The organism is Actinomadura sp. KC345 (genome assembly GCF_004348515.1).
GTDB lineage: Bacteria > Actinomycetota > Actinomycetes > Streptosporangiales > Streptosporangiaceae > Spirillospora.
This window is the reverse complement of record NZ_SMKH01000147.1, coordinates 1-18165: the sequence shown is the minus strand read 5'-3', so window position 1 is coordinate 18165 and position 18165 is coordinate 1. Positions and strand designations below refer to the sequence as shown.

Genomic DNA, 18165 nt, shown 5'->3' with positions numbered 1-18165 from the left:
GTCGGGGACGGGGAGGCGGGCGGCGAGCCGGTCCAGCGCGGCGGCCAGGTCGTCCATCCCCGTGCCGGTGGCGGAGCTGACGGCGACCGCCTCCATGCCGCGCAGCGCGGTCCCGGCGAGCCGGTCGCGGGCCTGGCGCAGCGCGAGCTTCGGGTCGGCGGCGTCCGCCTTGGTGACCGCGAGAACGCCGAACCGGGCGCCGAGCGCGCCCAGGGACTCCAGGTGCTCCCCCGTCTGGGCCATCCAGCCCTCGTCGGCGGCGACGGCCAGCAGCACGGCGGGGGCGGGCGCGGCGCCCGCGAGCATGGCCGGGACGGACCGCTCGTCGCCGGGAGCGTCCACGAACGCCAGGCGCAGCCCCGAGGGCAGCTCCGTCCACGCGCCCGGCTCCCCGGCCTCCTTGCCGGTGAGGGCCCGCACGAGAGCGGACTTGCCGTGCCCACCGTGGCCGGCGGTGGTGACGACCTGCATCAGCGTCCCTCCCGGGGCGGAACGCGCAACCACCCGCACGGCGACGCGCCGTACGGGTGAATCATTGCGGGGGGTTGTGCCCTTGCGGGGCGAAAGAAAAGTACCACAGGGCATGGATGCGGGAGATCGTCACCGGGTCGGCTCCGGCCGGCCCCCGGCCGTCCCGGCGCCGCCCGCGCCGGAGTGGGACTCGAAGTCGTCGACCATCCGGTTCACCAGCCCGGCGAGCCGCTCGCGGTCGCCGGGCGACCACGCGGCGAGCGCCTCGGAGATCCAGCTCCGGCTGGACGCGCGGATGCTCTCGACCGCGTCCAGCCCGGAGCCGCTCAGCCGGACACGCTGGCACCGCCGGTCCACGGGGTCGGGCACCCGCTCGACGTACCCGGCGCGCTCCAGACGCTGCACCTGCCGCGTGACGTGCGGCGCCTCCACCGCCAGGCGGACGGCCAGCTCCCCGGGGCGCATCGGGCCGCCGTTCTCGGCGAGGGCGCGCAGCAGCGGGACGGCCGCGCGGTCGACCGGGACTCCCGCGGCGACGACGGTGCGGTCGTGCTGCCGGAACCGGGTCAGCATGTGCGCCACCCGGCTGATCGCGCGCTCGATCTCCACGACGTCGTCCGGGGAGGCCGGCGGCACCGCTGATGACATGGCGCTCACCCTACCGTCCACCGTTACTTAACTTAAGTAACGGTAGGATCGCCTTCCGGCCGGCTCCCCTCGACCGGCCGAGGGAGGTTGCGCATGACCGGCGCCCCGACCACGGCGCGCGAGACGGCCGGACCCCCGGACGCGGATCCCCGCGGCACCGGCCGCACGCTCCTGGCCCTCGCGTTCGCCGGGATGGCGGTGGCGGTGCAGCAGACCCTGGTTCTGCCGCTGCTGCCCCAGCTCATGATCCGGTTCGACGCCCCGATCACCGACGTGACATGGGTGTTCACGGCGTCCCTGCTGGCCGGGGCGGTCGCCACCCCGCTGCTGACGCGGTTCGGCGACATGTACGGCAAGAAGCGGATGATCCTGCTCGCCCTCGGCCTGCTGTTCGCCGGCTCGGTGGTCTGCGCGGTCTCCGGGTCGCTCGTCGCCCTGATCGCCGGACGGGCCCTCCAGGGCGTCTCGTCCTCGATGATCCCGCTGGCCATCGGCATGATCAGGGACACCTTCCCGCGCGAGAAGGTGACCACGGCGATCGGCGTCGTCAGCGCCACCATGGGCGCCGGCGGCAGCGCCGGCATGATCGTGACCGGGCTGATCGCCGACCGCACCGACAGCTACCGCCCGGTGTTCTGGATCGCCGCGGCGATGGCCGCCGCCGGGCTGGCCCTGGTCGCGGCCGCGGCCCGCGACGTGGGCGTCCACGCCGGCGGGCGGCCCGACTACCCGGGCGCGGTGCTCCTCGCCTGCTGGCTGGTCTGCCTCCTGCTCGGCATCAGCCAGGGCAACACGTGGGGCTGGACGTCCGGGGGCGTCCTCGGCCTGTTCGGGGGCGCCGCCGTCCTCTGCGCCGCCTGGATCGCGGTCGAGCTGCGCGTGCCCGCCCCGCTGGTGCGGCCGAACCTGCTCGTCGGCGCGCGGTCGCTGTCGGCCAACGTCGTCTCGGCCCTCCTCGGCTTCTCGATGTTCGCCGCGTTCACGCTGATCGCGGGCTTCGTGCAGGCGAGCCCGGACGAGGTCGGGTACGGGCTGGACGGCTCGGTCCTGGACGTCGGGCTCTACATGCTGCCGAACACGGTCACGATGCTGGCCTTCTCCTTCAGCGCGGGCCGGATCGCCGCCCGGATCGGTCCCGCCTTCACGCTCGCCATCGGGTCGGCCTTCGCGGGGCTGTGCTACGTCTGGCTGGGCGTGTCCAACTCCCACGCCTACGACATGCTCGCGTTCAGCTCCATCCAGGGCATCGGGTTCGGCATCGCCTACGCGGCGCTCGGCACGCTCGCCGTCCAGCACGTCCCGATGGACCAGAGCGGCATCGCGAGCGGCGTCAACTCGCTCGTGCGCACCACCGGCGGCAGCATCGCCGGCGCGGCCACCGCCTCGGTCCTGGCCGGGCACGTCATCGCCGGCACCGACGTCCCCGCCCTCGGCGCGTACGAGCTGTGCTTCTGGGTCGTGGCCGCGGCCTCGGGCGTGGCCGCGGTCGTCGCGATCGCGCACGGCCTGCGCCACCCCGACCGGCCGGGGTCCCGGCGGGGTCCCGCGCGCAAAGCCGCGGCGCGGGGCCTTGACGAATCGCGTCCGCGGCATGCCCTATAGGGATGCGGCCCGATTCGCAGTCCGGGCCGGAAACGCACCCAGGGCCGGATCTCGATCGGGCCGGGAACCCGTAACCGGGAGGACGACATGGGCGCCTACGCGGCCGCGTACGAACGCAGCATCGCCGACCCGACCCGGTTCTGGGGCCTGGCGGCACGGGACGTGCGCTGGCTCGTCCCGCCGGACCGGGTCCTGGACGACGGCGCGCCGCCGTTCTACCGCTGGTTCACCGGCGGCGAGCTCAACACCTGCGACAACGCGCTGGACCGGCATGTCGAGGAGGGGCGCGGCGACCGGCCCGCGCTGATCTACGACAGCCCCGTCACCGACACCGTGCGGACCTACACCTACGGCGAGCTGACCGGACTCGCCGCGCGGTTCGCGGGTGCGCTGCGCGCCCAGGGCGTGGACCGCGGCGACCGGGTGGTCATCTACCTGCCGATGGTGCCCGAGGCGGTCGTGGCGATGCTGGCGTGCGCGCGGCTCGGCGCGGTGCACTCGGTCGTCTTCGGCGGGTTCGCGGCGCGCGAGCTGGCGGTCCGCATCGACGACGCCCGGCCCAAGGCGGTCGTGTCGGCGTCCTGCGGCGTCGAGGCGGGCCGGATCGTGCCCTACAAGCCCCTGCTGGACGAGGCCCTGGAGCTCGCCGAGCACAAGGTCGACCGGTGCGTGATCCGGCAGCGCGAGCAGCTGCACGCCGACCTCGTCCGTCCGCGGGACGTCGAATGGGACGAGGCGGTCGCCGCCGGCGAGCCGGCCGAATGCGTGCCGGTCGCCGCCACCGACCCGCTCTACATCCTGTACACGTCGGGGACGACCGGGCGGCCGAAGGGCGTCGTGCGCGACAACGGCGGGCACGCGGTGGCGCTGCGCTGGTCGATGGAGAACGTGTTCGGCGTCGGGCCCGGCGACGTGTTCTGGGCCGCCTCCGACGTGGGATGGGTCGTCGGGCACTCCTACATCGTGTACGCGCCGCTGCTCACCGGCTGCACGACCGTCCTGTACGAGGGCAAGCCCGTGGGGACGCCCGACGCGGGCGCGTTCTGGCGCGTGGCGGCGCAGCACCGGGTCAAGGCGCTGTTCACCGCGCCGACCGCGATCCGCGCCGTCAAGAAGGAGGACCCGGAGGGCGCCCTGCTCGCCGGTCACGACCTGTCGGCGCTGGACACGCTGTTCCTCGCCGGGGAGCGCCTCGACCCCGACACCTACCGGTGGGCGTCGCGCGTCCTGGACCGCCCGGTCATCGACCACTGGTGGCAGACCGAGACCGGCTGGCCCATCGTGGCGAACCTGCGCGGGCTGGAGCCCATGGAGGTCAAGGCGGGGTCCCCGTCGGTGCCGGTCCCCGGGTACGACGTCCGGATCCTCGCCCCCGACGGTTCGCCCGCCCCGCCGGGGACGGACGGCGACATCGCGATCCGGCTCCCGCTGCCGCCCGGCACCCTGCCCACGCTGTGGCAGGACGACGAGCGGTTCGTCGAGTCGTACCTGACCCGGTTCCCCGGGCACTACCTCACCGGCGACGGCGGCCACATCGACGAGGACGGCTACGTCTGGGTGATGGGCCGCACCGACGACGTGATCAACGTGGCCGGGCACCGGCTGTCCACCGGGACGATGGAGGAGGTCATCGCGTCCCACCCGGCCGTCGCCGAATGCGCGGTCATCGGCGTCCAGGACTCGCTCAAGGGGCAGGTCCCGCGCGGGCTGGTGGTGCTCAAGAGCGGCGTCCTGGCCGAGCCCGAGGAGCTGTGCCCGGAACTGGTCCAGATGGTCCGCGACCAGGTCGGCCCCGTCGCCTCGCTCAAGGAGGTCACCGTCGTCCCGGGGCTGCCGAAGACCCGCTCGGGCAAGATCCTGCGGGGTGTCATGCGCGGGATCGCCGACGGGCAGGAGGTCTCCGTCCCGTCCACGATCGAGGACCCCGGCGTCCTGGACGCGCTGCGTCCCGTCCTGCGCAGGGCGACCTAGCCCGGATTCGGCGGGAGCGGCCGGCTAGGAGCGGGTCCGCTTGGGCCAGCACGCGGCCACCAGGAAGACGCCGACCGCGGCGAGGACGAGCTGGAAGACCGTCTCCCAGAGGCTCCAGCCGCCCTCCGTCAGGCCGAACAGCTCGGCCAGGCCCGTCCCGGCGAACGCGGCGACGACGCCGGCCCCGATGGTGAGCCAGACGGGCATGCCCTCCCTGCCCGAGGCGATCAGCCGCCCCAGCACCCCGACCGCGGTACCGAGCACGGCGGCCGCGGCGAGCCCGCCGATGGTCATGTGCGTTCCTCGGTCACGGGAATCCCCTACCCGTGTCGTGATCGGCGACACGGGCACGGGACGGGTCGGGGTCAGCGGACGAGCAGGGTCCGGCGGCCGGGAGCGACCAGTTCGCCGATGACGGGCGCGCCGGGGATCTCCCCGGCGACCAGCAGGCCGCCGGAGGTCTGCGCGTCGGCCAGCAGCAGCCGCTCCTCCTCGGCGATCCGGCGGAAGTCGGTGTGCGGGGAGACCCAGGACAGGTTGCGCCGCGTGCCGCCGGGGACGAACCCGTCCCGCACCGCGGCCCGCGCGCCGTCCAGGTACGGAACGGCCGAGGCGTTCACCACGGCCGTGGCGCCGCTCGCCCGCGCCATCTTGTAGAGATGCCCGAGCAGCCCGAACCCGGTGACGTCGGTCGCGCCGGTGACGCCGCGTTCCAGGGCGGCCAGCCCCGCGTCCGCGTTGAGCGCCGTCATCGTCTCGACCGCGTGCGGGAACACCTCCCCCGTCGCCTTGTGGCGGGCGTTGAGCACGCCGATGCCGAGAGGCTTGGTCAGCGACAGCGGGAGGCCGGGACGCGCGCCGTCCAGGCGCAGCAGCCGGTCCGGGTCGGCGACGCCGGTCACGGCCAGGCCGTACTTCGGCTCGGGGTCGTCGACGCTGTGGCCGCCGGCGATCGGGCAGCCCGCGAGCGCCGCGACGTCCCGCCCGCCGCGCATCACCTCGCGGGCCAGCTCGGCGGGCAGCGCGTCGCGGGGCCAGCCGAGCAGGTTGAGGGCCATCAGCGGCTCGCCGCCGATCGCGTAGACGTCCGACAGGGCGTTGGCCGCGGCGATGCGGCCCCAGTCGTAGGCGTCGTCGACGACGGGGGTGGAGAAGTCGGCGGTGGACACCACCGCCCGGCCCCCCCGGATCCGCATCACGGCCGCGTCGTCGCCGTCGGCACCGCCGAGCAGGAGCGCGTCGCCCCCGCCGGTGAGGCCGGTGACCACCCGTTCCAGCTCCGCCGCGGGGATCTTGGACGCGCAGTCGCCGCCGTGGGCGTACTGCGTGAGGCGTGCCGCGGGGGCGAGGGGGGTCACTGCAAGATTTAACGCACAACTACCTCAAATGATCAAGAAACGGACAGTACGGATACGGTCACCCAGGGCCGAAATCGCGCCCCGACCAGCCCGGAAATCCCGGAAACACTTGTCCGAACGATGTTCGGCATGGTGCGATTCAGCTCTGCAAGTCATCACTTACTCAAGGGGCGACATGGGGATCCAGGAAGAGCAGGACGAACTCGGCAAGGCCCTCGCGGGACAGACGATCTGCAGCGGCCTCGCCGACACCGCGGAGCGGCACGGCGACCTGCCCGCCTACTCCGACCGCGTCGACGGCGAGTGGCGGACACTGACGTGGGCCGACACCCGCACCAGGGCGCTGGAGACCGCGGCGGGCTTCGCGGCCCTCGGCCTGGAGCCGGGCGACGTGGTCGCGCTGATGATGCCGAACCGGTCGGAGCACATCCTGGCCGACCTGGGCGCCGTCCACGCCGGCGGGACCCCCACCACGGTGTACGCCACCCTCGCGCCCGACCAGGTCGCGTTCGTCGCCGGGGACTGCTCGGCCAAGTACGCCGTCCTCAACGGCAAGGACCAGCTCGACCGCTGGCAGCCCGTGCTCGACCGGCTTCCCGACCTCCGCAAGATCATCGTGGTGGAGGCGGACGACTGCCCGGCGGGCGACCGGTACCTCACCTGGGACGCCTTCACCGAGCTCGGGCGCAGGGAACTCGCCGCCGACCCCGCCGCCATCGACCGCCGCTGGCGGGCGGTCAAGCCCGCCGACACCGTGACCCTCCTGTACACCTCCGGGACCACGGGCGACCCGAAGGGCGTCCTGATCACGCACTCGATGGTGCTGCACGAGGCCGCGATGGTGAAGCGGAGCTCGGTCCTGCCCGACCACCCGTCCGGCATCTCCTACCTGCCGTTCGCCCACATCGCCGACCGCGTCCTCAGCTACTACCTCCCGGTGCGGCTCGCGTCCCACATCCACTTCTGCCCGGACCCGGCCCAGCTCACCGGGATCCTCGGCGCGGTGCGCCCGCACTCCTTCTTCGGCGTCCCCCGCGTCTGGGAGAAGATCATGGCCGGCATCCAGGCCGTCCTGTCCGCCGAGCAGGACGAGGCCAAGAAGCGGGCCGTGGCCGCCGCCCTGGAGGCGGGCCGCGCCTACGTCACGGCCCAGGAGTTCGGCAACACGCTCACGCCCGAGATCACCGCCGCCTTCGAGAAGGCGGACGAGGCGGTCCTCACCCCGATGCGCGCGATGCTCGGCCTCGACCGCGTCTTGCAGGCGTCCAGCGCCGCCGCCCCCCTGCCCGTCGAGGTCGCCCGCTTCTTCGCCGGGCTCGGCCTGAAGATCTTCGACGCCTACGGGATGACGGAGACCACCGGCGCCATCACCGCCAACCTGGCGGACTCCTTCAAGCTCGGCACCGTCGGCCGCCCCTTCGCCGGCGTCGACCTGAAGCTCGCCGACGACGGCGAGATCCTGGTCCGCGGCGCCACCTGCACCCCCGGCTACCTGCACCGCCCTGACGCGACCGCCGAACTCATCGACGCCGACGGCTGGGTCCACACCGGCGACGTCGGCCGCCTCGACGACGACGGCTTCCTCACCGTCGTCGACCGCAAGAAGGAGCTCATCATCACCGCCGGCGGCGAGAACATCGCCCCGTCCCTGATCGAGAACCACCTCAAGGAGCACCCGCTCGTCGGCCAGGCCCTCGCCTTCGGCGACCGCCGCCCCTACGTCGTCGCCCTCATCACCCTCGACGGCGAGGTCGCCCCCGTCTGGGCCGCGGCCCACGGCGTCGACACCACCGACCTCGCCGCCCTGGCCGACAACCCCCTCGTCCTCGACGAGGTCGCCAAGGCCGTCGACGACGCCAACGCCCGGCTGGCCCGCGTCCAGCAGGTCAAGAAGTGGCGGCTGCTGCCCGCCGAGTGGACCGCCGAGAGCGAGGAGCTCACCCCGACCCTCAAGCTCAAGCGCCGGATCGTCCACTCCAAGTACTCGGCCTCCATCGACGACCTCTACAGCGGCTAAGATCACCGGCGGAGGCGTGTGAGCGCCTGGTGGCCTCCCCGGCCTTCAAAGCCGACGGTCCCGAGGATCTCGGGACGGCGGGTTCGATTCCCGTACGCCTCCGCCAGGACGCCGGACCGCCCGGGCCTCTCCAGGCCCGGGCGGTCTCCTCGTCGTGGCCGCCTCCGTCGTGAGGCGTCCGGTCAGGGCTCGTCGAAGTAGCCCCAGGCCCGGGTGACGTCCCTGAGCTCGGGCGGGACCGTGTCCGGGTCGGGCAGCGGGCGAGGGGCCTGGATCTCGCCGGACTTGAGCTTCGCGCCCCAGTCGCCGAAGACCGCGCGGTAGGGGCCGTGGTCCTGCTCGCCGTACTCCAGCATCCCCGGCTCCCACTCGACGCCGAGGTAGGAGCAGATCTCCTTGGTCACCTGCTCCGGCGCGGTCGTCAGGTCCTCGTAGCGCACGGTGACGCCGGGCAGTTCGTTGCGGGCCGCCTCGATGCTCTCGGCGTAGCGGAGGATCTCGGGGACGACCGTCTCGGGCACGGAGTTCTTGCGCCGCGCCAGGACCGACTCGACGATCGAGGCGGGGTGGCGCAGCAGGAAGATGTAGCGCGCCTGCGGCCACGCCGCCGCCAGCCGCCGCCAGACCAGGGCGTTGGACGGCGTCTTCTCCACGATCTGCGACTTGCCGCTGCGCTGGAGCTCGTACCAGAGCACCTGGTCCCAGAGCATGTACTCCAGTTCCTTGACGTTCAGCCCCAGCTCGCCCATGACGTCGCCGGTGAAGTCGCGGCTCGGCTTCACCTTGAGGTGGCGCAGGTGCAGCTCGTGCGGTGCCCGGATCTCCGTGTGGCTGTTGAGCAGCACGCGGAGCAGGGTGGATCCCGAACGCACCGAGCACAGCACGAAGACCGGCGACTCGACCAGCCGGGGGACCTGCGACGGGGCGTAATCGTCACCTCCCTCGCCGGAGGACGGGTCGTCCCGTGTCCGGGCCGGGGTGCGGGCAGGGGGCCGGAGGGCCGCCGCCAGCAGGTTTCCCCGCCGCCTGAGGCCCGTGGTGACCTGATTCTTCTTCGGGGCGCTGCTCATGATGCGTAGTCGGAGATCAATCTGTGTCGAGGAGTACGGTGACCTAGGCAATCTAGGGGCTGCGTCCAAGGAAAGCATCCCCTCTCATCACATCCTCAGACTCTCTCACCGTGGCCTCAGGCGAATCCTCCGCCCCCGGCCGGACGTACAGGCGCGAACTTCTCGTTAGCCGTGGCATTCGGGGGTACCGTCACGCTATGGGGCGGATCACCGTCCGCAGGCCCGTCCTGCGGCTGCACACCTCCGGGTCGCGTGGACGCAGGCCCGACACCCTGGCCGTCGAGGAGCCGCTGGAGATCCGCGTCGCGGGCAAGCCGCTCACGATCACGATGCGGACGCCCGGGCACGACTTCGATCTCGTGGCGGGCTTCCTGGCGGCCGAGGGCGTGATCGGCGGCGCGGACGACCTGGCGGCCATGCGCTACTGCGCCGACACCGAGGAGCAGAACACGCTGGACGTCGTGCTCGCCCCCGGGGTGCCGCCCCCGGACGACTCCATGACCAGGGCCTTCACCACGACGAGCGCGTGCGGTGTGTGCGGGAAGTCGAGCATCGAGGCACTGCGCGCCGACCGGCCGTACGAGGTGCGCGACGACCGGCTCCAAGTCACCCCGGACGTCCTTGCGGCCCTCCCGGGCCGGCTGCGCGAGGCGCAGCGGGTGTTCGACCGCACGGGCGGGCTGCACGCGGCCGGGCTGTTCGACACCGCGGGAGGGCTGCTCGCGCTGCGGGAGGACGTCGGGCGCCACAACGCGGTCGACAAGGTGGTCGGCTGGGCGCTGCGCCAGGGGCGGCTGCCGCTGGCCGGGACGGTGCTGATGGTGAGCGGGCGCGCCTCGTTCGAGCTGACGCAGAAGGCGATGACGGCGGGTGTCCCGGTGCTGGCGGCGGTGTCCGCGCCGTCGTCGCTCGCCGTGGACCTCGCCGAGGACGCCGGAATGACCCTCATCGGCTTCCTGCGGGGCGAGACCATGAACGTCTACTCGGGAACGGAGCGAGTCGCCCTGTGAAAGGGCGTACTTGTCATCACGGACCGAAAACCGCTCGGTAACTTGTTGGGCTGCCCTCAAGAAACCCCGGGGCTCACGGGAGTTGACTCGTCCCCCAATGGAGTCCGCGCGTGTGCGCACACACCGCGTGACGATGCCGGCACGTGGAAATGAGGACCGGAATGGCGAGGCCTCTGGCAGGCGGCGGACCGGCGTCCGGGATCGACGAGCGCCATCCTCCGATCAAGCCTCGGCGCGTGTCCTTCGACTGGTCGGAGACACCGCTGCACTGGGTCCCGGGCGATCCCGTCGCCACGCACATCATCAACTCGTTCCACATCGTCCTGCCCGAGGGCGAGAAGTGGTTCATCCAGTGCGTGAAGGACGCCCGCCCCTACATCAAGGACGAGCGTCTCCTGGAGGAGATCAAGGGGTTCATCGGGCAGGAGATGGTGCACGCCCGCTCCCACCAGGGCGTCCTCGACCAGATCCTGGAGTCCAACGGGATCGACGTCTCCAGGATCACCGACGCGGCGGCCAAGGGCAACGCCGACCGCCCGGCGCAGATGGCGGAGCTGAAGAAGAAGAACCCGCGGGCGTGGCGGCGGCGGCTGCGGTTCGAGCTGGCCGCGGTCGCCTCGATCGAGCACTACACCGCCGTCCTCGGCCAGTGGATCATGGACAACGACCGGTTCGAGAAGGCCGGCGTCGACCCGACCATGCTGGACCTCCTGCGCTGGCACGGCGCCGAGGAGGTCGAGCACCGGTCGGTGGTGTTCGACGTGTACCGGGCGGTCGGCGGCGGCTACCTCACCCGCGTCGCCGCGTGGGTGGTGTCGCTGTTCTTCCTGTACTGGGCGCTGATCGGCGGATCCCTGTACCTGCTCAAGCAGGATCCGACCATCAGCAAGCGGGTGACGCCGCTGCGCGTCTACCGCTCGTACCGGCGGTCCGTGCGCCTGGGGCACGTGCCGGGCGTCTTCAGGCTGCTGCTCGGTGAGGCGCCCGTCTACCTCAAGCCGAACCACCACCCGTCGAAGGTGTGCTCGACGCCACGGGCGCTGGACTACCTCAGGCAGTCCCCCGCCGCCAGGGCCGCGGGCTACGACCCCTACTAGCCACGCCACCGGATTCATCCACTACCGGACATACGACCCCCACTAGACTCGGGCGCCATGACACCCCCGGTTCCACCCGTCACCCGCCGCCGGATCCGCGGCGACGGAGTCGACCTGGCCGTCGTCGAGCAGGGCGACCGGTCGCGTCCGACCGTCCTGCTCGTCCACGGCTACCCCGACACCCACGCCGTCTGGGACGAGATCGCCGAGCGGCTCGCCGGACGGTTCCACGTCGTCCGGTACGACGTGCGCGGCGCCGGCGCGTCGTCCCGGCCGACCGGGCGCAAGCGCTACACGTTCGGGTACCTGATGGCCGACATGCAGGCCGTGATGGACGCCACCGCACCCGACCGGAAGGTCCACCTCGTCGGCCACGACTGGGGCTCGATCCAGGCGTGGGAGGCGGCGTGCACGATGCCGGACCGCTTCGCCTCCTTCACCTCGATCTCCGGGCCGTGCCTGGACCACGTCGGCCACTGGATGCGCCGCAGGCTCGCCCGCCCGACGCCGTCCAACCTGAGGCGCGCGGCGGGACAGGCGGCGCGGTCCTGGTACATCTACTTCTTCCAGACGCCGTTCCTGCCGGAGCTCATGTGGCGGGCCGGGCTGGCCAGGCCGTTCGCCCGCGCGCTGGAACTGGGCGAGGGCGTCTCGCCGCGCCCCGGGCACCCGGCCGGGACGATGGCGCGCGACGGCGCGTCCGGGGTCGGCCTGTACCGGGCGAACATGCTGAGACGACTGCGCAGGCCGCTGGACCGGCGCACGGACGTGCCGACGCAGGTCATCGTCCCCACCAGGGACCTGTTCGTCTCGCCGTACCTGGTGGGCGGGCTCGCCGCGCGCGTCCCGAACCTGTCGATCCGGCAGGTCGCGGCCGGGCACTGGGTGCCGCGCAGCCATCCGGACGAGATCGCCGGCTGGATCACCGAGCACACCACCGGGGCGCAGGACGGCCCGCCCGGCGCCGGCGGGCCGCGGCCGCCGGAGCGGGCTCCGCTCGACATGGCCTGAAACCCCGCCGCTCCGGGTACCCGTAGGGTGATCACGCACCCGGGGAGGCGGAATCGCATGGCGGACGCCGTGGTCGTCGGCGCCGGGCCCAACGGGCTCGTCGCCGCCAACGTGCTGGCCGACGCCGGCTGGGACGTGGAGGTCCTCGAAGCGCAGCCCGAACCGGGCGGGGCGGTGCGCAGCGACCGGGGCGTCCACCCCGCCTACGTCAGCGACACGTGCAGCGCGTTCTACCCGCTCGGCGTCGCGTCCCCCGCCATGCGCGCCCTCGGCCTCGAACGGCACGGGCTGCGCTGGCGGCACGCGCCCGCCGTCCTCGCGCACCCGCTGCCGGACGGGCGCTGCGCCGTCCTCGAACGCGACCCCGCCGCGACCGCCGGCGGCCTGGAGGCCCTCGGGAAGGGCGACGGGGAGGCGTGGCTGCGGCTCTGCGGGCTGTGGGACGAGATGGGGGAGGAGCTCCTGCGCGCCCTGCTCACGCCGTTCCCGCCCGTCCGCGCCGCGCTCCCGCTGGCCGTGTCGGCGCGGCGCGCGGGCGGGCTCCGCGTGCTGCGCTCCCTGCTGGCGCCCGTGCGCGCGTTCGGCGAGCGGGAGTTCGGCGGGCCGGGCGGCCCGCTGCTGCTCACCGGGTCGGCGCTGCACACCGACATGCTGCCGGAGACGACCGGCGGGACTGTGTTCGGCTGGCTCCTCGCGATGGTCGGCCAGCGGTACGGCTGGCCGGTGCCCGAGGGCGGCGCGGGCGCGCTGACGGCGGCGCTCGTCCGGCGGCTGGAGTCCCGGGGCGGGCGCGTGCGCTGCGCGACCCCGGTCACGTCCGTCGTCGTCCGGGACGGGCGGGCGCTGGGCGTGCGCACCGCGTCCGGCGAGCCGGTCCGCGCCGTCCGGGCCGTCCTGGCGGACGTTTCGGCGCCCCTCCTCTACGGCGGCCTGGTCGGCTGGGACGACCTGCCCGGCTCCCTCCGCGAGGACATGCGGCGCTTCGACTGGGACCACGCCACGTTCAAGGTCGACTGGGCCCTGTCGGGCCCGGTCCCCTGGGCGTCGCCGGGCGCGGAGCGGGCCGGGACCGTCCACCTCTCCCCCGGCATGGACGCGATGAGCGACTACAGCGCCCAGCTCGCCACCGGCCGCGTCCCGTCCGAGCCGTTCGCGCTGCTCGGGCAGATGACGACCGCCGACCCCACCCGGTCCCCCGCCGGCACGGAGTCGGTCTGGGCGTACACGCACGTGCCCCACCGCGTGAGGGGCGACGCCGGGCCGGACGGCATCACGGGAAGGTGGGACGAGCGCGAGCAGACCGCCATGGCGGCGCGCATGGAGGACGTCCTGGAACGCTTCGCGCCGGGCTTCCGCTCCCTCGTCACGGGCCGCCGCGTCACCGCGCCCCCGGCCTTCCAGGAGCGCAACGCCAACCTGCTGAACGGCGCCCTCAACGGCGGCACCTCGATGATCCACCAGCAGCTGGTGTTCCGCCCCGTCCCCGGCCTCGGGCGCGCGGAGACCCCGGTCGCCGGACTGTACCTGGCGTCCGCGTCCGCCCACCCGGGCGGCGGCGTGCACGGCGCCTGCGGCGCCAACGCGGCCCGCGCGGCCCTCGCCCACTCGTCCCCGGCGGGCCGCCTCCTGACCCCCGCCCTCAGCGCCCTGACCCGCCTCCTCGCGCCCTAGCCGCCCGGCGCGGAGTTCGTTTACCGGCTCGGGGTTTTCCCGGAGGCCGGAACATGCGACCTTTGCAGGAAGCCCGGCGACAGGCCCCCTCCCCCGGCGGCCGTCGTCCCACGGGTCCGAACCGGCACCGGAGCGTGAGGCATGCGGATTCGCGACATCCTGCGGAGGAAGGGAGACGCGGTGGCCACGGTGCGGCCCGAGGCCACCGTGCGCCAGCTGCTCGCCGTCCTGGCGGAGCACAACATCGGGGCGGCGGTGGTCTCGCCGGACGGCGCGTCCATCGCGGGCATCGCCTCGGAGCGCGACGTCGTGCGGGCGCTGCACGAGCGCGGCGCCGGGCTGCTCGACAGGCCCGTCTCCGACATCATGACGGCCGAGGTCCGCAGCTGCGGCCCCGCCGACAAGATCGACGACCTGCGCCAGGCCATGACCGAGCACCGGTTCCGGCACGTGCCCGTCGTCGAGGACGGCGCGCTCGTCGGGATCGTCAGCATCGGCGACGTGGTCAAGAGCGCCATCGACGAGCTGGAGAGCGAGCGCGAGCACCTCGTCGACTACATCCAGCGGGCCCCGTAGCCCGAGCTCAGACGTACGCGGGCAGGGGGCGTGCGGCCGGGGCCGCCTCGACCTCCCGGTGGGCCAGGGCCAGGCGTTCGACCGCCAGGCGCAGCGTGTCCGGGGGCAGGACGTACGGGAGCCGGACGTAGTCCTCCAGCACGCCGTCCACGCCGAACACCGGGCCGGCGACGACCCGGACACCGCGCCGCTCGGCCGCCTCCGCGACGAGCGTCGCGACCGGCGCGCCGATCCGCGCCCACAGCGACATGCCTCCGGCGGGCAGCCGGAACTCCCAGCCGGGCAGCAGCTCGCGCAGCGCGCCGGCGAGGGCGTCGCGGCCGCGCAGCAGGCTCTCCGCGCGCTCGGCGCGGACGTCCTCCACCCGCAGGAGCAGCTCTTGGACGATCAGCTGGTCGAGCACCGGGCTGGCCATGTCGAACGGCTCGCGGGCCAGCACGAGGCGGCGCGCCAGCGGCGCGGTGGTGCGGATCCAGCCGATCCTCAGGCCGCCCCACATCAGCTTGGACGCCGAGCCGATCGTGACGACCCGGCCGCCGGAGTCGAAGGAGGCCAGCGGCGGTTCGCGCGGCGCGTCGAGGTCGTGCGCGAGGTCGGCGAAGGTCTCGTCGGCGACCAGGAACGCGTCGGCGCGGCGGGCGGCGTCGACGAGCGCGGCCCGGTCCGCGGCCGGCATCAGCCGCCCGGTCGGGTTCTGGAAGTCGGGGATCGTGTAGGCCGTCCGGACGGCGGCCTGCCGCATGGCGCCCGCGGCGAGCTCGACGTCCCAGCCCTCGTTGACGCCGACGGGGACGAGCCGTGCGCCGCGGCGGCGCAGCGCCCCGAGCGCGTGCGGGTAGGTGGGGCGCTCGACCATGACGGCGTCGCCGGGCTCGATGAGGACCTGTGTCAGCAGCGTGAACGCGTGCTGCGCGCCGGTGGTGACGACGATCTGGTCGGGACGGGTGGGGACGCCGCGCGCCGCGTACCCGTCCGCGATGACCTGCCGCAGGCCCGCCAGCCCGGCGGGCTCGTAGCCGGGACCCGAGCTGTGGCGGGGCAGCTCGTCGACGGCGGCGGCGACGGCCTCGCCGAAGATCGCCGGCGCGCCGGGGGTGGCGCAGCCGAGGTCGATGAACCCCGCGTCGTCGGGGACCGGGTGCGCCCTGCCGAAGCGTCCGCCGGGGGCCGCGCCCGGCGGCTCGGCCGACGACATCCGCACCGGGGGCAGCACCGTCCAGCTTCCGGCGCCCTGGCGGCTCTCGACGTAGCCCTCGTCGCGGAGCCGGTCGTAGGCGGCGGTGACGGTGGTGCGGCTGACGCCGAGCGCGGCGGCCAGGTCGCGTTCGGCGGGCAGGCGGGTCCGCAGGGCGAGCCGGCCGTCCTGGACGAGGCCGCGCACCGACCGGGCCAGCGCCGCGTAGACGGGGCGCTCGCGCGACACGTCGCCCAGCAGCCGGGCCAGGTGCGCTCCGCTCACGTATCGAGTGCTCACACAAACCACTTTCACATATTGGCTCTATGAAGACCAGTCCACTTCCGGCAAGGTAAGCCTGGACGATGGCCGTTCACGGGGTGAGGAGCGAACCAATGGCCTTGTTGGCTCGCCGTCTGGTGCAGCTGTACGTCGGATTGGCCTTCTACGGGCTCGGAATCGCCCTGCAGGTGTCGTCGGGGCTCGGCAACGACCCCTGGGACGTCTTCCACGAGGGCCTCTCCCGGCGGGTCGGCCTGTCGATCGGCGCCTGGATCATCATCGCCGGCGCGCTGGTGATGCTCGCGTGGATTCCGCTCCGGCAGCGCCCCGGGATCGGGACGATCAGCAACGTCGTCCTCGTCGGCGTCTTCGCCGACCTTTTCCTGTGGCTGCTGCCCGCCCCGGAGGCGCTCGGCGTGCGCTGGGCCTACCTGGTCACGGCCATCCTGGTGGGCGGCTTCGCGACCGGCTGCTACATCGGCGCCGGGCTCGGGCCGGGACCGCGGGACGGCCTGATGACCGGGATCGCGGCACGGGGCCACTCCCTCCGCGCGGTCCGGACGGCGATCGAGCTGACCGTGCTCGCCGCCGGCTGGCTGCTCGGCGGGACCGTCGGCCTCGGGACGGTCCTCTACGCGCTCGCGATCGGGCCGCTGACGCACGTCTTCCTGCCCGCGCTGACGATCGGGCGCCGGGAGTCCGGACGGTCCCCGGACCCGGAACCCGAGAGCGAACCCGCCCGCGTCTAGCCCCGCCCCGCGGGCCCTCGCTCAGTGTTCGGCGGCGAGGGTGGCGAGGACCGAGGAGAACTCCTCGGGCAGGACGAGGGAGTCGCCCTCGTAGCGGGTTTCGAGGTAGGTCAGCTCACCCGCGCGCCACCAGTACAGGTGCGGGGTGAGCGACCCCGGGCCCTCCTCATAGGCGCGGTGCGCCTGGGCCTGCAGCTCGTTGGCCGCCGCCACGGCGGCGCGGTAGCGCGCCCTCGGGCAGCCCTCGTTGATGCGGAGCGGGTGGGCGACGATGAGGCTGCGGTTGGGGGCGATGACCAGCGCGCCGTACGGGCCGATCGGCAGGTACTCCTCCAGCCACGCCAGGTGGGTCACCGCGTAGAACGTCCAGCCGTGCAGGACGGAGACGCGGACGCCGCCGAGGTCCTGGTCGTCCACCTGGAGCGCCCCGTCGCCGCGGACGTTGGCGCGGCCGAGCATGAACAGCGCGTCGCCGGAGACCGGCCAGCCGTTCATGTCCTCGGTGCTGACCGTCCGGACCGAGGTGGGCGTGTCGACGACCACGACCTCGATCAGGCCGGGCGCGAACGGCCGGGCGGCCAGGACGCCGTTGTCGGCCTCGGCGGGGTAGATGCGGGTGCGCAGCAGGTGCTGGGCGAGATCGAAGTCGCTGAGGTCGAGCGGCTCCTCCATCGCGGTGACGATCGTGGTGACGTGGTCGGAGACGAGCGCGGGCCAGTCGTCGCGGGGCACCAGCCGGGCGAGCTGCCGCAGGTCGCGCATGCTCACCGGCAGCCGCGTGGGGCCCTCCAGCAGCACGATCTCGCCGGGCGCGCGGTGGCAGGTGTAGCCGAGGCTCTCGGCCACCAGCGCCAGGAGCGAGTCGAGTGTCCCGTCGTCCCAGGGGTCGGGACGGGCGTGGCGGCCGCTCATCGCGCGCCTCCCGGTGTTTGGGGGGCCGGTGTTCGGAGGGCCGGTGCTTGAGGGGTGAGCGCTGACGCGCGGTCGGGAGCGGATGCGCCCGTCCCGCCGGGCAGGGCGGTCGTGTCGAGGACGGCGGGGGCGCCGAGTTCCAGCGTGCGCTGGTGGGGGCCGTGCCCGGCGGGGACGCCCGCCACGACCGGGACGCCGAGCGGCCCGAGCCGGGCGGAGAACACCGCGTCGAGTTCGGCGGGGTCGCCGCAGTCCCGCCAGGAGCCGAGCGCGAACCCGGCCGCGCCGTCGAGCCAGCCGGCCTGGGCGAGCTGGACGAGCATGCGGTCGATCCGGTAGGGCGCCTCGGTCACGTCCTCCAGGAAGACGATGCGGCCCGCGGCGGGCGGCGGCGCGTACGGGGTGCCGAGGAGGGCCGTGAGGAGCGACAGGGTCCCGCCGGTGAGCGGGCCCTCCGCGCGGCCCGGCCGCAGCGCGTGCGTGCCGGGAAGGGCCACGTCGCCGCCGAACAGCGCCGCGCGGAGCCCGTCCCCGGCTCGCCTCTTG

The 18165-nt window shown here is 73.8% G+C and carries 16 protein-coding genes, 1 tRNA gene and 1 pseudogene; 10 read left to right on the top strand and 8 right to left on the bottom strand.

Translation table 11 applies throughout. The features are described from left to right. Positions 1 to 471: GTP-binding protein (locus E1281_RS23165; RefSeq protein ID WP_243717276.1), on the bottom strand; the 471-nt coding region annotated here is incomplete at its 3' end. A gap of 129 nt (positions 472 to 600) precedes the next feature. Further along, positions 601 to 1119 carry a MarR family transcriptional regulator gene (locus E1281_RS23160; protein ID WP_131881537.1) on the bottom strand — a complete coding sequence of 173 codons (519 nt, stop codon included), beginning with the start codon at positions 1117 to 1119 and terminating at the stop codon, positions 601 to 603. Positions 1120 to 1212: 93 nt separating this feature from the next. Here E1281_RS23160 and E1281_RS23155 point away from each other — a divergent pair, with 93 nt between their 5' ends. Further along, positions 1213 to 2721, top strand: coding sequence for an MFS transporter (locus E1281_RS23155; RefSeq protein ID WP_131881535.1), 1509 nt, complete (start codon positions 1213 to 1215; stop codon positions 2719 to 2721). Positions 2722 to 2808: 87 nt separating this feature from the next. Continuing rightward, complete coding sequence (locus E1281_RS23150) at positions 2809 to 4692, top strand: propionyl-CoA synthetase (RefSeq protein ID WP_131881533.1); 1884 nt, start codon at positions 2809 to 2811, stop codon at positions 4690 to 4692. Positions 4693 to 4716: 24 nt separating this feature from the next. Here the strand turns inward: E1281_RS23150 and E1281_RS23145 are convergent, their stop codons facing one another. Then, positions 4717 to 4986, bottom strand: coding sequence for a GlsB/YeaQ/YmgE family stress response membrane protein (locus E1281_RS23145; RefSeq protein WP_131881531.1), 270 nt, complete (start codon positions 4984 to 4986; stop codon positions 4717 to 4719). A 71-nt stretch (positions 4987 to 5057) separates the two neighbouring features. After that, complete coding sequence (selD, locus tag E1281_RS23140; RefSeq protein WP_131881529.1) at positions 5058 to 6050, bottom strand: selenide, water dikinase SelD; 993 nt, start codon at positions 6048 to 6050, stop codon at positions 5058 to 5060. 175 nt (positions 6051 to 6225) lie between these two features. Between selD and E1281_RS23135 the strand changes: the two genes are divergently transcribed. Both E1281_RS23135 and E1281_RS23130 read left to right on the top strand, forming a co-directional pair. Beyond that, a complete protein-coding gene (locus E1281_RS23135) occupies positions 6226 to 8067 on the top strand; it encodes an AMP-dependent synthetase/ligase (RefSeq protein WP_131881527.1) in 1842 nt (613 codons plus the stop codon). A gap of 10 nt (positions 8068 to 8077) precedes the next feature. Then, positions 8078 to 8173 (top strand) — tRNA-Sec (locus tag E1281_RS23130). Positions 8174 to 8249: 76 nt separating this feature from the next. On the opposite strand, the gene E1281_RS23125 is transcribed toward E1281_RS23130, so the two are convergent. Further along, positions 8250 to 9137 (bottom strand): sulfotransferase, encoded by an 888-nt coding sequence (locus tag E1281_RS23125; RefSeq protein WP_131881525.1) that lies wholly within the window; start codon positions 9135 to 9137, stop codon positions 8250 to 8252. Positions 9138 to 9334: 197 nt separating this feature from the next. Between E1281_RS23125 and fdhD the strand changes: the two genes are divergently transcribed. From fdhD to E1281_RS23100, 5 genes are all read left to right on the top strand, one after another. After that, positions 9335 to 10147 carry a formate dehydrogenase accessory sulfurtransferase FdhD gene (gene fdhD / locus E1281_RS23120; protein ID WP_131881523.1) on the top strand — a complete coding sequence of 271 codons (813 nt, stop codon included), beginning with the start codon at positions 9335 to 9337 and terminating at the stop codon, positions 10145 to 10147. 161 nt (positions 10148 to 10308) lie between these two features. Next, entirely contained in the window at positions 10309 to 11244 is a 936-nt protein-coding gene (locus E1281_RS23115; protein ID WP_131881521.1) for a metal-dependent hydrolase, read from the top strand. Between the two features lie 57 nt (positions 11245 to 11301). Next, positions 11302 to 12255, top strand: coding sequence for an alpha/beta fold hydrolase (locus tag E1281_RS23110; RefSeq protein WP_243717274.1), 954 nt, complete (start codon positions 11302 to 11304; stop codon positions 12253 to 12255). Between the two features lie 57 nt (positions 12256 to 12312). Then, positions 12313 to 13926, top strand: a complete 1614-nt coding sequence (locus tag E1281_RS23105; RefSeq protein WP_131881519.1) for an NAD(P)/FAD-dependent oxidoreductase — start codon at positions 12313 to 12315, stop codon at positions 13924 to 13926. 141 nt (positions 13927 to 14067) lie between these two features. After that, complete coding sequence (locus tag E1281_RS23100) at positions 14068 to 14502, top strand: CBS domain-containing protein (RefSeq protein WP_131881517.1); 435 nt, start codon at positions 14068 to 14070, stop codon at positions 14500 to 14502. A gap of 7 nt (positions 14503 to 14509) precedes the next feature. Here the strand turns inward: E1281_RS23100 and E1281_RS23095 are convergent, their stop codons facing one another. Continuing rightward, entirely contained in the window at positions 14510 to 15976 is a 1467-nt protein-coding gene (locus E1281_RS23095; protein ID WP_243717273.1) for a PLP-dependent aminotransferase family protein, read from the bottom strand. A gap of 95 nt (positions 15977 to 16071) precedes the next feature. Between E1281_RS23095 and E1281_RS23090 the strand changes: the two genes are divergently transcribed. After that, positions 16072 to 16707, top strand: coding sequence for a hypothetical protein (locus E1281_RS23090; RefSeq protein WP_131881515.1), 636 nt, complete (start codon positions 16072 to 16074; stop codon positions 16705 to 16707). Positions 16708 to 16728: 21 nt separating this feature from the next. On the opposite strand, the gene E1281_RS23085 is transcribed toward E1281_RS23090, so the two are convergent. Further along, entirely contained in the window at positions 16729 to 17619 is an 891-nt protein-coding gene (locus E1281_RS23085) for a hypothetical protein (protein WP_131881513.1), read from the bottom strand. Continuing rightward, a pseudogene (locus tag E1281_RS23080) lies at positions 17616 to 18165 on the bottom strand (LD-carboxypeptidase); the annotation flags it as partial. The gene E1281_RS23085 and the pseudogene E1281_RS23080, both read right to left, overlap by 4 nt.

Coding starts and splice junctions, on each gene's coding strand:
- E1281_RS23150 (WP_131881533.1), top strand. CDS start 2,809: ATGGGCGCCTACGCGGCCGCGTACGAACGCAGCATCGCCGACCCGACC.
- E1281_RS23145 (WP_131881531.1), bottom strand. CDS start 4,986: ATGACCATCGGCGGGCTCGCCGCGGCCGCCGTGCTCGGTACCGCGGTC.
- E1281_RS23115 (WP_131881521.1), top strand. CDS start 10,309: ATGGCGAGGCCTCTGGCAGGCGGCGGACCGGCGTCCGGGATCGACGAG.
- E1281_RS23125 (WP_131881525.1), bottom strand. CDS start 9,137: ATGAGCAGCGCCCCGAAGAAGAATCAGGTCACCACGGGCCTCAGGCGG.
- fdhD (WP_131881523.1), top strand. CDS start 9,335: ATGGGGCGGATCACCGTCCGCAGGCCCGTCCTGCGGCTGCACACCTCC.
- E1281_RS23160 (WP_131881537.1), bottom strand. CDS start 1,119: ATGTCATCAGCGGTGCCGCCGGCCTCCCCGGACGACGTCGTGGAGATC.
- E1281_RS23135 (WP_131881527.1), top strand. CDS start 6,226: ATGGGGATCCAGGAAGAGCAGGACGAACTCGGCAAGGCCCTCGCGGGA.
- E1281_RS23085 (WP_131881513.1), bottom strand. CDS start 17,619: ATGAGCGGCCGCCACGCCCGTCCCGACCCCTGGGACGACGGGACACTC.
- E1281_RS23110 (WP_243717274.1), top strand. CDS start 11,302: ATGACACCCCCGGTTCCACCCGTCACCCGCCGCCGGATCCGCGGCGAC.
- E1281_RS23090 (WP_131881515.1), top strand. CDS start 16,072: ATGGCCTTGTTGGCTCGCCGTCTGGTGCAGCTGTACGTCGGATTGGCC.
- E1281_RS23100 (WP_131881517.1), top strand. CDS start 14,068: ATGCGGATTCGCGACATCCTGCGGAGGAAGGGAGACGCGGTGGCCACG.
- E1281_RS23155 (WP_131881535.1), top strand. CDS start 1,213: ATGACCGGCGCCCCGACCACGGCGCGCGAGACGGCCGGACCCCCGGAC.
- E1281_RS23105 (WP_131881519.1), top strand. CDS start 12,313: ATGGCGGACGCCGTGGTCGTCGGCGCCGGGCCCAACGGGCTCGTCGCC.